This is a genomic window from Streptomyces zinciresistens K42 (genome assembly GCF_000225525.1).
Lineage (GTDB): Bacteria > Actinomycetota > Actinomycetes > Streptomycetales > Streptomycetaceae > Streptomyces > Streptomyces zinciresistens.
In genome coordinates this window covers 1-14,810 of record NZ_AGBF01000171.1, presented here as the reverse complement: position 1 = coordinate 14,810, position 14,810 = coordinate 1, and the positions used below count along the sequence as shown (strand labels likewise).

The following is a 14,810-nucleotide window of genomic DNA, read 5'->3' as shown; positions in this document are numbered from 1 at the left end:
AGCAGCAGCGCCAGTCTGCGGGCCGCCGCCGCGGGCAGCGCGGGACGGGGGGTCCTCGGCGGCCCGCCGGGGCCGCCGCGCGGCGGGAGCCGGTCGCAGCCCGGCCCTGCGCCGGACGGTCTCGACGGCCGCCGCGTCGAGCAGGGCCACCGGGGCCTCCCGGTCCGGCGCGGCGCCGGGCGGCGTACGCCGGTCCGTCCCGAGCAGCGCGACGGTGACCAGTTCCTCCCACGCGTCCGGCACCGCTGGAGCCACCTGCTGGAAAGGGCTGTTCATGAGGGTCGTTCCTCTCTGTCCACGTGGTCGGTGCCGTGCAGGCGGCGGGCCCCTCGCGGGCACGGTGGCGGAGTCAGCACAGGCGGACCGCCTCGCCCGTCCCCTGCGGCCAGGCCGTCAGCGGGGTGAAGCCGCGGTGGCCGCACTCGCCGAACACGGTCACGGGAGCGCCGCCCGACAGCGCGACCAGGCGCCACAGACCGGGGCGCGCGCACGCGGCCGGGGCGAGCGGCAGGGCCGTGTCCCCGTCGGCGTCGGCCAGTTGCCACGACGCGCCGTCCGGCGTCGGCACGACCCGGTCCAGCGTGACCGGGACGGCCTCCAGCCACGGGTCGTCGCGCAGCGCGTCGCCGTACCGGGCGGCCGCCTCGGCCGTCGTCACACCCGCCGGACGATGCGCCGAGGGCTCGGGCGGCGAGAACTGCTCGCCCAGCGCCGCCCGTAGCCGCCCCGCACCCGGGTACGCGGCCACCTCGGCGTCCAGCGCCACCCCCGCCGGCAGGGCCAGCTCCGGGGCCCGGCCCGCCGCGCCGTACGACAGGAGCAGGACGGTACGGCCCGAGTCCGTGCCGTGCAGCCATATCCGGCGGGTCGTCAGCTTCACGTCCGCCGTGTCGTACTGCGCGAGCACCAGCCAGCGGTCACGCACCGGCGCTCCGTCCGCCGAGGAGGGCAGGCCGATCCGGGAGCGGACCGTGTCCGCCAGGCCGGCCGGCAGCCCCTCCTGCCCCAGCCAGCCCTGGTCCAGCAGATGGAGCAGGGCGCACTCCTCCAGCAGACGCACCGGCCAGCCGGGGCCCGACCCCGGTATCGCACCCAACTCCCGCACGCGTGCGGCCAGTCCGGGCGCCTGCGCGTCGACCATCCGGGCCGCGGTCTCCTCCCACAGCCCGTACCCCGCCTGCTCCGCCCCGGCCAGCCCGCCGCGCAGCAGGTCCGACAGACGCTGCTCCAGCTCCGTGGCTCCCGCGGTGACCCGCGCCGCCCTGCGCTCCGACCTGCGCCGCGCCGCCTCCGGATCGGCGGACTCCGCGCCGCCGGCCGGACCGGCCTCCCGTTTCTCCTGCGCGCGCTGCCGTCTCGCCTGCGTCCACTCCTGCGCCCAGTCCGGCGGCTCGGCCCGCGCCACCGAACCGTCCTCGCCCGCCCAGAGCAGCAGCAGCCCGAGGGCGTGCTTGCACGGGAACTTACGGCTGGGGCAACTGCACTTGTACGCGGGCCCGGCGGCGTCCGCGATGTCGATGACCGTCTGATACGGCTTGCTGCCACTGCCCTTGCACAGGCCCCACACCGTCCCCTCGTCGGAACTCCCCGCCTCGGACCACGGCCCCGCCGCCCCGAGTTTGCTGCCCGCTTTGCGTGAAGCGGCGTCAGGCGCCAGTGCCAGCACCTGGTCCGCGGTCCACCGCACCCCCTGCTCAGTCATGTCACCGAAGGTAGATCCCCCCACTGACAATCGGTCCTCCGAGCCCGCCGCCGGACGGCCCGTTTCCGTATCCGCCCAGGTCGGAACGCGTTGTCAGTGGCGTGGTGCATGGTGAATGCCAGATCCGAAACGGCCGAACCGGCCGAGCTGGAGGGGGACTTTGCCATGTCTGTGTCCGTAGAACCGACGTCCGCCGAAACCGGTGAGACCGAGGCGGCCCAGGCGTTGCGGCCGCACGCCGAGGACGCCTTCGCTCACGAACTCGCCGCGCTGGCCGCGCAGGACGACCGGCCGCGCCCGGCCCGCTGGAAGCTGTCGCCCTGGGCGGTGGCCATGTACCTGCTCGGCGGCACACTGCCCGACGGGACGGTGATCACACCGAAGTACGTGGGACCGCGCCGGCTCGTGGAGGTCGCCGTCACCACGCTGGCGACCGACCGTGCCCTGCTCCTGCTCGGGGTCCCGGGCACCGCGAAGACCTGGGTGTCCGAGCACCTCGCGGCGGCGGTCAGCGGCGACTCGACGCTGCTGGTGCAGGGCACCGCCGGCACACCGGAGGAGGCGATCCGCTACGGCTGGAACTACGCGCAGCTTCTCGCGCACGGGCCCAGCCGGGACGCGCTGGTGCCCAGTCCCGTCATGCGGGCGATGTCGGAGGGGATGACAGCCCGTGTCGAGGAGCTGACCCGCATCCCCGCCGACGTGCAGGACACGCTGATCACGATCCTGTCCGAGAAGACCCTGCCGATACCGGAACTGGGGCAGGAGGTGCAGGCGGTCCGGGGCTTCAACCTCATCGCCACCGCCAACGACCGCGACCGGGGTGTCAACGACCTCTCCAGCGCCCTGCGCCGCCGCTTCAACACGGTCGTGCTGCCGCTGCCGGAGAGCGTGGAGGCCGAGGTCGACATCGTCTCGCGCCGCGTCGACCAGCTCGGCCGCTCCCTGGATCTGCCGGCCTCGCCGGACGGCATCGACGAGATCCGCCGCGTGGTCACCGTCTTCCGCGAGCTGCGCGACGGGGTGACGTCGGACGGCCGTACGAAGCTGAAGTCGCCCAGCGGCACGCTGTCGACGGCCGAGGCGATCTCCGTCGTCACCAACGGCCTTGCCCTGGCCGCCCACTTCGGCGACGGGGTGCTGCGGCCCGGGGACGTCGCGGCGGGCATCCTCGGTGCCGTGGTCCGCGATCCGGCCGCCGACCGGGTCATCTGGCAGGAGTACCTGGAGGCGGTCGTCCGGGAGCGGGACGGCTGGACGGACTTCTACCGGTCGTGCCGAGAGGTGAGCGTGTGAACAACGACGAGGACGACCTCGGCTGGGGCCGCCCCGGAGGCGGTTCGAAGCCCGGCGGCTCCGTGGCCGGTTGACCCGGCACGGGGACGGTGAGGCGCGCCGGCCCGCGGTCGCCCGGAGGGTGACGGAAGAGGCCGGCGTACGGGGGCGGGGCGGCTGGGGACGGCGGCGGCCGGAGGGGGAGGCGGGGTATGGGGCGGGTGGGTGCGGCGCGTACGGCCGGTGCGGGTCACGAGGGACGGAGCGGGGCGGTACACGGTGGGCGCCAGGACGAGAGGGCGGAAGTGACCGGGACTGACGGGGCCGGAAGGGCCGAGGAGGCCGGAATGGCAGGCATCGCGGAGGGGACCGGAGGCCGGGTGGCGGGCGTCGGTGCCGGGGCCGAAGTGCCGTACAGCGGGGTGGACGTCGCCGAGGGCCCCGCCGTGCCGAGGCCGGCGGGTCCGCTGCTGCTGGGGGTGCGGCACCACGGGCCCGGCTCGGCACGGGCCGTGCGGGCGGCGCTGGACGCGGCCCGGCCCCGTACCGTGCTCATCGAGGGGCCGCCCGAGGCCGACGCCCTCATTCCGCTCGCCGGGGACGAGGACATGCGGCCGCCGGTCGCCCTCCTCGCGCACGCCGTGGACGAGCCCGGCCGCTCCGCGTTCTGGCCACTGGCCGACTTCTCGCCGGAATGGGTGGCGATCCGCTGGGCGCTGGAGCACGGCGTCCCGGCCCGCTTCATCGACCTGCCCGCCACGCACACCCTGGCGTGGCGGAAGGACGAGGAGCAGGCGCCCGCCGACGCCCCCGTGGACGAGCCGGAGGGCGAGCGGGCCGACCCGCGCGCACAGGTCCGCGTCGATCCCCTCGCCGTGCTCGCCGAGACCGCGGGCTACGACGACCCCGAGCGCTGGTGGGAGGACGTCGTCGAACACCGGGGCTCCGGCGACGGCGACGTGTTCACGCCCTTCCTGGGCCTGGAGGAGGCCATGGAGGCGCTGCGGGAGGTCTACGGCAGCGGCGGACATGACCGGGACCTCGTGCGCGAGGCGTACATGCGGCTCCAACTGCGTGCGGCCCAGCGCGAGTTCGGGGACGAGGTGGCCGTCGTGTGCGGGGCGTGGCACGTCCCCGCGCTGCGCCGCAGGAGCACCGTGGCGGCCGACAAGGCGCTGCTCAAGGGGCTGCCCAAGGTCAAGGCCGACATGACGTGGGTCCCCTGGACGCACCGCCGGCTGGCCCGGTCCAGCGGGTACGGGGCGGGGATCGACTCGCCCGGCTGGTACGGGCACCTCTTCGCCGCGCCGGACCGGCCGGTCGAGCGGTGGATGACCAAGGTGGCCGGGCTGCTGCGCGACGAGGACCGGATGGTCTCCTCCGCCCACGTCATCGAGGCCGTACGGCTGGCCGAGACGCTGGCGTCGATGCGGGGCCGTCCGCTGCCGGGTCTGAGCGAGACCACGGACGCGGTGCGCGCGGTGATGTGCGACGGCTCGGACGTGCCGTTGGCGCTGGTGCGGGACCGGCTGGTCGTGGGGGACGTGCTGGGGGAGGTGCCGCAGTCGGCGCCTGCCGTGCCGTTGCAGCGGGACCTCGACCGGACCCAGCGCCGGCTGCGGATCAGACCGGAGGCGCTGGAGCGGGAGCTGGAACTCGACCTGCGCAAGGAGAACGACGCCGAGCGCAGCAGGCTGCTGCACCGGCTGCGGCTCCTCGGCGTGCCGTGGGGCGAGCCGTCCGCGTCACGGGGCAGCACGGGCACCTTCCGCGAGACATGGCGGCTGCGCTGGGAGCCGGAGCTGTCCGTGCGGGTGGCGGAGGCCGGGGTGTGGGGGACCACGGTGTGCGCCGCCGCGACCGCCAAGGCCGAGGCGGACGCCGTGGGCGCCCAGGGGCTCGCGGACGTCACCGCGCTCGCCGAGCACTGCCTACTGGCCGAACTGCCGGCCGCGCTGCCCGTCGTGATGCGGGTCCTGGCCGACCGGGCCGCCCTCGACGCCGACGTCGGCCATCTCGCCCAGGCACTGCCGGCACTGGTCCGCTCCCTGCGGTACGGCGACGTGCGCGGCACGGACACGGGGGCGCTCGCGGACGTCGCGGCGGGGCTCGCCGAGCGCGTCTTCGTCGGCCTCCCCCCGGCCTGCGCCGCGCTGGACGCGGAGGGGGCCGGGGAGATGCGGCGCCATGTGGACGCGGTGCACGGGGCGGTGGCGCTGCTCGGGGACGCGGTGCCGCGCGAGGAGGCGTCCGGCGCGGGCGGAACCGGCGGATCGGACGAGGAGGGCGGCACGCACGTCTCGGGCGCGGACCGGGCGGACGGGCCGGAGGGCCCGGACGGGGACCGCCCGGCGGAACAGGGGGACTGCGGGCGGGAGCGTACGGGCGGGCCGGGAGCCGGTGGCGCGGTCACCGCGACCGCGGTCCCGCGGCGCCCCACCGACCTGCGCGGGCGCTGGCAGCGGGTGCTCCGCGTGCTGTCCCTCCGGGACACCGTGCCGGGCGTCATCCGGGGACGGGCCGTACGACTTCTGCTCGACGAGGGGGAGTTGGCGCAGGAGGAGGCGGCGAGGCTCATGGGTCTCGCGCTGTCGCCGGGCACCCCGCCGGCCGACGCGGCGGCCTGGATCGAGGGCTTCGTGGGCGGCGGCTCGGGCGGCGGCATGCTGCTCGTGCACGACGAGCGGCTGCTCGGCCTGGTCGACGCCTGGCTGACGGGGGTGTCGGCGGAGGCGTTCACGGATGTGCTGCCGCTGCTCAGGCGCACGTTCTCGGCGTACGAGCCGGGTGTACGGCGCACCTTGGGCGAACTGGTCCGCAGAGGACCGGGGGAGCGGGCACCCGCGGGGACCGGCGGTTCCGGTCTGCCGGGCTTCGCCGCCGAGCTGGACGCCGGGCGGGCGGACGCGCTCGTGCCCGTGGTCCGGCTGCTGCTCGGCCTGGACCGGCAGGAAGAGCGGGCCGCGGGCGGCCCCGGCGACAACGACCTTGCGGGAGTGGCGGGATGACGGTGCGCGAAGCGGTGACGGCCAGGGACCGGAACGCCGCGGCGGGCGGCGGACCAGGACCGCGGCGGCCGCCGGTGCCGGAGCGGGCCGCCGGGGGCCGCCCCGAGACGAGGCGGGAGGTCCCGTGTCGGGCCGTGACCGGTCGGGCGGCGGGGGCGGCGGGGCGGCCGACGGTGAGGAGAGCCGTGCCGGTGGTCCCTCTGTGGGAGCGGCCGGGAGAGGAAGCGCGCCGATGACGAGTCGAGGGGCGGGGAGCGGTGTGGAGACGAGCGGGGCGATGACGGCACACGGGACGGACCGGGAGCGGCTGCGGCGCTGGCGGATGGTGCTGGGCGGCGACGACGCCGACGGCACGGGATGCGCGCTGTCCGGGAACGACGCCGCGATGGACGGGGCACTCGCGGCGCTGTACGGCCGGTCCGACAAGGCCCGGCCGGGGAAGAACCGCTCGGCGGGGCTCGGCGCCTCGGCGCCCACCGTCGCGCGGTGGCTCGGGGACATCAGGACGTACTTCCCCTCGTCCGTCGTCCAGGTCATGCAGCGGGACGCCATCGACCGGCTCGGACTGTCCACGCTGCTCCTGGAGCCGGAGATGCTGGAGGCGGTGGAGGCGGACGTCCACCTCGTCGGCACCCTGCTCTCCCTCAACCGGGCGATGCCGGAGACCACCAAGGAGACGGCACGGGCCGTCGTGCGCAAGGTCGTCGAGGATCTGGAGAAGCGGCTCGCCACCCGTACCCGGGCGACCCTCACCGGCGCGCTGGACCGCAGCGCCCGTATCAACCGGCCGCGCCACCACGACATCGACTGGAACCGCACGATCGCGGCCAACCTCAAGCACTACCTGCCGGAGTACGGCACGATCGTGCCCGAGCGGCTGATCGGGTACGGGCGGGCCTCGCAGTCCGTGAAGAAGGAAGTCGTGCTGTGCATCGACCAGTCCGGGTCGATGGCGGCGTCCGTGGTCTACGCGTCGGTGTTCGGCGCCGTGCTGGCGTCGATGCGGTCGATCGACACACGGCTCGTCGTCTTCGACACCGCGGTGGTCGACCTCACCGACCAGCTCGACGACCCCGTCGACGTCCTCTTCGGCACCCAGCTCGGGGGAGGCACGGACATCAACCGGGCCCTCGCCTACTGCCAGTCGCAGATCACCCGCCCCGCGGAGACGGTGGTGGTGCTGATCAGCGACCTCTACGAGGGCGGCATACGCGACGAGATGCTGAAGCGGGTGGCCGCGATGAAGGCGTCGGGGGTGCAGTTCGTCGCACTGCTGGCGCTGTCGGACGAGGGGGCGCCCGCCTACGACAGGCAACACGCGGCGGCGCTCGCGGCGCTCGGCGCGCCGGCCTTCGCCTGTACGCCCGACCTGTTCCCCGAGGTGATGGCGGCGGCCATCGAGAAGCGGCCGATACCGGTGCCGGACACGGTGTGAGGCCCGGCCCACCGGTCAACCGGTCTGGCGGTCCACCGGTCTGGCGGCCGGTGGGGAGCGGGTTCGGGCCGTGCCGGTCGGGGTTTTGGCAGGGTATCGGGGGTGATGTGCCGGCCCGGTGAGGGCCAGGTGTGGGGCAGCGGCTCGGAGTCGAGTGCCGATCGGCAGCGGGGACTTGCGCGGTCTCGGGAGGGGCGTGCAAGGATCGACGTCTTGTCAGCGGTGCGCCGACGCGCCGCTCGTGCGCACCGCGTCCGCTCGACGTGAGGCCCCTCGCCTGTACTTCGTTCCGCCGCACGGGAGGACCACCCCGCCTTGACCTGGTCAGCCGGCTTGCCCGGTGCCGCGGTGCCCGTGCCGCGCACCGCGGCGGCGCGGCGCGCGCTGCACCTGGCCCTGCTGCTGGGCGGGCTGGTCGCGGCCGGGGTCCTCTGCGGGGCGACGGCGTCCGCGGCGGACCGGGTTCCGGGAGCGCCGGCTGGTACGGCGGCCCTGACGTCGGACGGTCCGGGCGGCGCGGTAGGGGACGAGACGCCGGGCGGTGCCCCGCGGGCGCGGCTCGGCGGAGGAGTTCTCGCGGCGAGCGGTGACGCGGAGACGAGGCCCACGCAGCCGGTCGGACCCGTTGAGCCTGCCCGGCCCGCCGCGTCGGCCGAGCCGAGCGTGACGGCCAAGTCCGTGGCGCCGGTCAGCCTGACGTTGTCGGCCGAGCGGGCCGACGTCAGCACGTCCGCCGTGCGGGCCGGCCAGGCACAGTCCGCCCGGCCTGGAGGGTCGGCTCGGCCCGCTGAGTCTGTCGAGCCCGCGTGGTCAGCGAAACGGGTTGAGCCGGGAAAGGGCACCGGGCACGCCGTGCCGGACGACCCGAGCAGGTTTGCGGAGCTGAGGACTCCGGTCAAGCCCGGCGCGTCCGCGGGTCCGGGCGCGTCGGCCAAGCCCGCCGGGCGGACCGGCTCGGCGGAGTCCGTAGCGCTGGGCGGGCCGGCGGAAGGAGCCGCCCAGTCGGCTGCGACGCCCGCCCCCGGCTCGGGCTCCACCTCCGGGTCTGACTCCGCGGGTGCCCTCGGCCCGGCCGCCGGACCGATCCTCGGCCCCGCCCTCGCCCCGGCCGCCGGCTCGATCCTCGGCCCGGTCACCGGGCACGTCGTCTCCTCGGCCGTGGGCGAGCGCGTCGTACGGCAGGTCGGGGACGTGGTGCGGAAGGTGACCGAGGGACTGGCGGCGGTCCGGGCACAGGTGCCTCCGCCTCCGCTGGCGCCGCTCCCCGCGACCCCCGCACTTCCCGCTCTCCCAGCCCTCCCAGCCCTCCCAACTCTCCCAGCCCTCCCCGCGCCGCCCTCGCCGCCAGCCTCTCCCGAGGTGCCCGGGTGGCCGGGTGAGCCCGGGGGCGGGTTCCCCGGCTGGCCGGCACTGCCCGGAGGCGAAGCGCCCGCCCTGCCCGAGGCACCCGGGCTTCCCTCGCTGCCGGGGCCGTCCACCTCGGCGGGGGCGGCGCCGTCCGCCGGGACCGGGCAGCGTCCCGGGACGTCCGCTTCGGGAGAGGCGGTCCGGAGCGGGGGCGGTGCGGGCGCGCGCCTCGCGTTCGGTCCCCGTTCCACCGACGAGGTCACCGACGCCCCCTCGCGTGCCTCGGCCGGTGCGAGCCGGGTCGCGCCGTACGGTCACGGTCCCGTCCGACGGGCGCCCGGTGAGCACCCGGCCGGTGTGCGGGGCAGCCGTTCCGCGGGTGACAACGGCACGTCCCGGCACGTGGACGCGCACGCCGTCGCGTGGGGACAGCGCGCGTTGCCCGTGCCGATGACCGGCGCCGCCGTCCCGGCCGAGGTGGACGGGGTCCAGGACAGGCAGCAGGACATCCCGGTTTCCCCCGCTTAGGCGGCGGGCGCTGCCCCGGCCGTACGGGGTCGGTGCGGCACGGCTCCGCTCGACCGTCCGGAACGTCGGTTCTGCCGCCGGCCCCCTCCCGGGGCGTCCCTGGACGGACGCCGCCCGAGCCGGCACGCCCCCGCGGGTCCCACGTGTCCCGCACGCACCGTGCGCGACGGCACCGGACGTCCCCTGCACCCGGCCCCGCACGCACCGCGCTCCCAGCGTCCGCGGGACGCAGCCCACCGCGTCCCCCGACACTCCGCAGACCCGCCGCGCAGGGCGCGTCACCTGACGCAGCCCCCGCGCGCGGTGCGTCCCCCGGCGCCCGCACAGCGCCTCTGCGCGAGGCGTCTCCCGTATTCCGCGGGGCAGACGGACCCGGACGGTCGAAATCCGTCGGCCGAGCCGGTCCGGACCCGCGGACAGGCCGGGGCGGTCCCCATTGGGGTGGGGATCACTCCGGCCCGTGCCCGAAGGAGCGGCGCACTCGCGCCCTTCGGGTTGATCAGGGGCCTCACCGGGTCAACCCCAGCCCGGTGAGGCCCCTCCCTCGCGCGCACGCGCGCCTCCCCGTTCACGGACCCGGCAGCGGGCCACCGGGACGAGCCCCCGCGCACGCGCGCGCCCCGGGCCGCCGGGGCGGGTGCGACGACCCTGGTCCAGCGAGCCCCCGCGCACGCGCGCTCCCCGTGCCGTACTGGTCCCCGAACCGGTGTCAGGACCGCGAGCCCCCGCTCACGCGCGCGCCCTGCGGAGCTCCCGTCCACCCGGTGGAGATCCGTCCCCGAGCCCCCGCGCGAACGCGCGCCCCGCCCCAGTCCTGGCACGGGACCGACCCCGCTCACTCAAGTCCGAGCCCCCACGCGCCCCGCCGCGCTTGCCGGACCCGATGCACAGGACCGCCCGTCCGCCGTCCGCCGTCCGCCGTCCGCCGTCCGGCGTCCGCCGCTCGCCCGTCTGCCTGTCCCCCGCGCCCCCGCTCCCCCTGCGGCCCCGCCCCTCACCGCAACCGCTCGCGCAGGCGTCTCCCTCGACAGCCCGCGCCTACTCGCGCCCCGCCCGTCCCCCGCGCCCTCGCCCGCGGCCCAGCGCCATGACGGACGGTCGTGACGGTCATGGCCGTAGGGAGGGAACCCCTGCCCCACCCGTCCCCCACCCGTCCCCTGTACGTCCCTCGCGCGCCCGCGCGCGGCACGCCGTGCCAGTGGTATCCGCTGATCGCGGCATCATGTGACAGGTATCACCGCTCATGTGTGAGATGCGATTTAGAGAGGTCAGCCCGGCGGGGATAACCTGCGGGACGGACATGCCGCGCGCTCGGACACCGTGTGCGCCTCCCTTGTGACAGCGGACGTCACGTTGCCCTTCGCGGCACGCCCACGCATCCAACGAACCGCGAGATCACTGATAGGGACGGAAGCGCGTGGACCTGTTCGAGTACCAGGCGAGGGACCTCTTCGCCAAGCACGATGTACCGGTGCTGGCCGGTGAAGTCATCGACACGCCTGAGGCCGCCCGCGCAGCCACCGAGCGTCTCGGTGGCAAGTCCGTAGTCAAGGCCCAGGTGAAGGTCGGTGGCCGCGGCAAGGCCGGCGGCGTCAAGCTCGCCGCCTCCGCGGACGAGGCCGTCGCGCGGGCGACCGACATCCTCGGCATGGACATCAAGGGCCACACGGTCCACAAGGTGATGATCGCCGAGACGGCCCCGGAGATCCTGGAGGAGTACTACGTCTCCTTCCTCCTCGACCGTGCGAACCGCACCTTCCTCTCCATCGCGTCCGTCGAGGGCGGCATGGAGATCGAGGAGGTGGCCGCCACCCGCCCGGAGGCCGTCGCCAAGACCGCGATCGACGCCATCGACGGGGTGGACGAGGCCAAGGCCCGCGAGATCGTCGAGGCCGCGAAGTTCCCGGCCGAGGTCGCGGACAAGGTGGCCGACGTCCTGGTCAGGCTGTGGGACACCTTCATCAAGTCGGACGCCCTCCTCGTCGAGGTCAACCCGCTCGCGAAGGTCGCCTCCGGTGACGTCATCGCCCTCGACGGCAAGGTGTCGCTCGACGAGAACGCCGAGTTCCGCCACCCCGAGTACGAGGAACTCCACGACAAGGACGCGGCCAACCCCCTTGAGGCCGCCGCCAAGGCGAAGAACCTCAACTACGTCAAGCTCGACGGCGAGGTCGGCATCATCGGCAACGGCGCGGGGCTCGTCATGAGCACCCTGGACGTCGTCGCGTACGCCGGTGAGAAGCACGGCAACGTCAAGCCGGCCAACTTCCTGGACATCGGCGGTGGCGCCTCCGCCCAGGTCATGGCCAACGGCCTGGAGATCATCCTCGGCGACCCGGACGTCCGGTCCGTCTTCGTCAACGTCTTCGGCGGCATCACCGCCTGCGACGAGGTCGCCAACGGCATCGTCCAGGCCCTGAAGCTCCTGGAGGACCGCGGCGAGAACGTGAGCAAGCCGCTCGTCGTCCGCCTCGACGGCAACAACGCCGAGCTGGGCCGGCAGATCCTCACCGACGCCAACCACCCGCTGGTGCAGCGCGTCGACACCATGGACGGCGCGGCCGACAAGGCCGCCGAACTGGCTCACGCCGCCAAGTAAGCACTCAGGACGAGGACACAACACACCATGGCTATCTGGCTCAACAAGGACAGCAAGGTCATCGTCCAGGGCATGACCGGCGCCACGGGCATGAAGCACACCAAGCTCATGCTCGCTGACGGCACCGAGGTCGTGGGCGGCGTGAACCCGCGCAAGGCGGGCACCTCCGTGGACTTCGACGGCACCGAGGTACCGGTCTTCGGCACCGTCAAGGAGGCCATCGAGAAGACCGGCGCCGACGTCTCCGTCATCTTCGTGCCGGAGAAGTTCACCAAGGACGCCGTCGTCGAGGCCATCGACGCCGAGATCCCGCTTGCCGTCGTCATCACCGAGGGCATCGCCGTGCACGACACGGCCGCCTTCTGGGCGTACGCCGGCAAGAAGGGCAACAAGACCCGCATCATCGGCCCGAACTGCCCCGGCATCATCACCCCGGGCCAGTCGAACGTCGGCATCATCCCGGGCGACATCACCAAGCCGGGTCGTATCGGCCTGGTCTCGAAGTCCGGCACGCTGACGTACCAGATGATGTACGAGCTGCGCGACATCGGCTTCTCGACCGCCGTCGGCATCGGTGGCGACCCGATCATCGGCACCACGCACATCGACGCGCTCGCCGCGTTCCAGGCCGACCCCGACACCGACCTGATCGTCATGATCGGTGAGATCGGCGGCGACGCCGAGGAGCGGGCCGCGGCCTTCATCAAGGAGAACGTGACCAAGCCGGTCGTCGGCTACGTCGCGGGCTTCACCGCGCCCGAGGGCAAGACCATGGGCCACGCCGGCGCCATCGTCTCCGGTTCCTCCGGTACGGCGCAGGCCAAGAAGGAGGCCCTGGAGGCCGCCGGGGTCAAGGTCGGCAAGACGCCGACCGAGACGGCCGGGCTGGCGCGCGAGATCCTGGGCGGCTGACACCCCCACGGCATCCGGCGGGCCCGCCCCTCCCGGGGGGCGGGCCCGCCGCCGTGTCCGCGGCCGTGCCGCGGTCAGCCGGGCAGCGGGGCCAGCCGCTGCGGACCGTGCTGCATCTCCTCGCGCAGCTTGGCCCGCAGCCTCAGCTCCTTCTGCGACAGCGGGCCCGGCGCCACCCTCGGCGGCACACCGCGCACCGTCTCCCCGGGCGGCACCGGGGGCTCGTACTGGGTGGGAGCCGTGCGCAGCGTCAGTGCCGTGGTGCCGATGAGGGCGACCGTGAACGCGATGGCGGCCCGCGTCCAGAACCGGGCCCGCTTCTCGCTCCCGGTCCGTACCTCCGGCGCCTTGGCGGCCCGCAGGCGTTCGGCGCAGGAGAGTTCCGACAGCCGCCGGCCGAGCGCGGCCGGGTCGGACAGGTCCGGGAGCCGGGCGGCGACCGCGCCACGGGCGTCCAGCAGGCGGTTCGCGGTGGCCGGGGTGCTCGCCTCCGTCTCCGCCGCCGTCTCCGGCAGGTCGAGGCCCACACCGTCGTAGAGCAGCAGGGCGCGGCGCTGGGTCGGCGGGAGGCCCAGGAGCACGTCGAGCAGGACGCGGTCGGACGCGTCGGCCGGTGGCGGCTCCGGATGCCGGTAGCGGGGCCGGAACCGGTGCCAGGGGGAGAGCGCGACGTCGTACGCCGCCGCCCGCACCCAGCCCGCCGGGTCCCGGTCGCGGGCCACCTCCGGCCAGCGCTGCCAGGCCGCCTGGAAGGCCCGCTCGACGGACTCCCGCGCCAGCTCCCGCCGCCCGGTGAGCAGATAGGTCTGCCGTACGAGGGCGGGGGCGCAGAAGGCGTAGAGCGCGTCGAACGCCTGCGCGGGGGAGAGCGGGCGCCCCGAGCCCTCCCCGAGGACGTCCGGCGCCCCGGCCTCACCGTCCGGCGCCCTGGCCTCCTCTTCCCGGGCGGGCGCCCCGGCCTCACCGTCCGGCGCCCTGGCCTCCTCCTCCCGGGCGGGCGCCCCGGCCTCCTCCTCGTCCGGGACGGGCGCCACGCCGTCGCCGGTCTCGGCGGTGATGGTGCACACGCCCGGCTGACCGGCCGTCATGTCCGCCTCCTCCGTGCCGTCCTGCCGCTCCGTCTGCCGTGCCAGGGACAGGAGGAGTCGGGCGTACGCCTCCTTCCGGGGGCCGCTCGGTGTCGTGCGGCCGGCTTCCCACGCGCGCACCGTCCCGCGGCCGACGCCCACCCGTGCCGCGATCTGAGCCTGTGTCAGCGAGGCGGCCTCGCGCAGGCGTCGGCGTTCCGCGGGCGGGGGCAGCGTGTCTGCCGGGCTCTCCGTCACCGTGCGCCCCTCCGTGTGAAAAAGTACATAAACGTATATTGGGCGACACTTCGGAGGTTCGCCTGTTACGACGGGAAAGCGCGTGTCGTTGGGAGCATGGCGGCGTGATCGAGATGACCGCTCGCCGAACGCCTCTGTCGTCACTGCTCACACGCCTGCGCCACCGAACGCCCGGACTGGGCGCCAGCCTCCTGAACGGGGCGGTCGCGGCGGCGCTCGGCCTCGGCGCCCTCTCCGTGCTGGTGATGGCGCTGTGGATCGTCTCGCCCTACCCGGACAGCGGGCCCGGCGGTGCGCTGCGGATCGCCGCCGTGCTGTGGCTGCTGGCGCACGGCGCCGAACTCGTCCGCGTCGACACGCTCTCCGGGCTCGCCGCCCCGGTCGGCGTCACCCCGCTGCTGCTGCTCGCGCTGCCGGTCTGGCTGGTGCACCGGGCGGCCCGCGACGCGGCGGCGGACGGCGGCGACGGAACGCCGCCGGCGTCGGGGCGTACGGCCTGGGCGGGTGTCGTGCTCGGCTACCTCGCCGTCGCGACCTGCGCCGCGGTGTACGCGGGCGGCGGCGAGCCGCGGCCGTCCTGGCCGTGGACCGTGCTGTGCGTGCCGCTCCTCGCGATGGGCGCCGCCGCGGTGGGCGTGTGGACCGCGTGCGAGCGGCAGCCGGAGGCCGCTGACGGCCT

At 75.1% G+C, this 14,810-nt stretch carries 8 protein-coding genes and 1 pseudogene; 6 read left to right on the top strand and 3 right to left on the bottom strand.

Features of this window, described 5'->3' with window-relative positions; translation table 11 throughout:
- Together SZN_RS29420 and SZN_RS29415 are read right to left on the bottom strand one after the other, a co-directional pair.
- A pseudogene (locus SZN_RS29420) lies at window positions 1–276 on the bottom strand (DUF5691 domain-containing protein); the annotation flags it as partial.
- A 73-nt stretch (window positions 277–349) separates the two neighbouring features.
- Window positions 350–1,702, bottom strand: a complete 1,353-nt coding sequence (locus SZN_RS29415) for an SWIM zinc finger family protein (protein ID WP_043733827.1) — start codon at window positions 1,700–1,702, stop codon at window positions 350–352.
- Between the two features lie 165 nt (window positions 1,703–1,867).
- Here SZN_RS29415 and SZN_RS29410 point away from each other — a divergent pair, with 165 nt between their 5' ends.
- From SZN_RS29410 to sucD, 5 genes are all read left to right on the top strand, one after another.
- Entirely contained in the window at window positions 1,868–2,998 is a 1,131-nt protein-coding gene (locus SZN_RS29410) for an ATP-binding protein (RefSeq protein ID WP_043733824.1), read from the top strand.
- A 326-nt stretch (window positions 2,999–3,324) separates the two neighbouring features.
- Window positions 3,325–5,985, top strand: a complete 2,661-nt coding sequence (locus SZN_RS29405; RefSeq protein WP_007502152.1) for a DUF5682 family protein — start codon at window positions 3,325–3,327, stop codon at window positions 5,983–5,985.
- 277 nt (window positions 5,986–6,262) lie between these two features.
- On the top strand, window positions 6,263–7,420 hold the full coding sequence (locus SZN_RS29400; RefSeq protein WP_007502151.1) for a VWA domain-containing protein: 1,158 nt from the start codon (window positions 6,263–6,265) through the stop codon (window positions 7,418–7,420).
- A gap of 3,292 nt (window positions 7,421–10,712) precedes the next feature.
- A complete protein-coding gene (gene sucC / locus SZN_RS29390) occupies window positions 10,713–11,894 on the top strand; it encodes an ADP-forming succinate--CoA ligase subunit beta (protein ID WP_007502149.1) in 1,182 nt (393 codons plus the stop codon).
- Between the two features lie 27 nt (window positions 11,895–11,921).
- Window positions 11,922–12,806: a succinate--CoA ligase subunit alpha gene (gene sucD, locus SZN_RS29385; protein WP_007502147.1), complete on the top strand. Its 885-nt coding sequence runs from the start codon at window positions 11,922–11,924 to the stop codon at window positions 12,804–12,806.
- Between the two features lie 74 nt (window positions 12,807–12,880).
- Here the strand turns inward: sucD and SZN_RS29380 are convergent, their stop codons facing one another.
- Window positions 12,881–14,131 carry a helix-turn-helix domain-containing protein gene (locus SZN_RS29380; protein WP_007502144.1) on the bottom strand — a complete coding sequence of 417 codons (1,251 nt, stop codon included), beginning with the start codon at window positions 14,129–14,131 and terminating at the stop codon, window positions 12,881–12,883.
- A gap of 113 nt (window positions 14,132–14,244) precedes the next feature.
- Here SZN_RS29380 and SZN_RS29375 point away from each other — a divergent pair.
- The coding region (locus SZN_RS29375) for a cell division protein PerM (protein WP_043733834.1) at window positions 14,245–14,810 on the top strand (566 nt) is incomplete at its 3' end.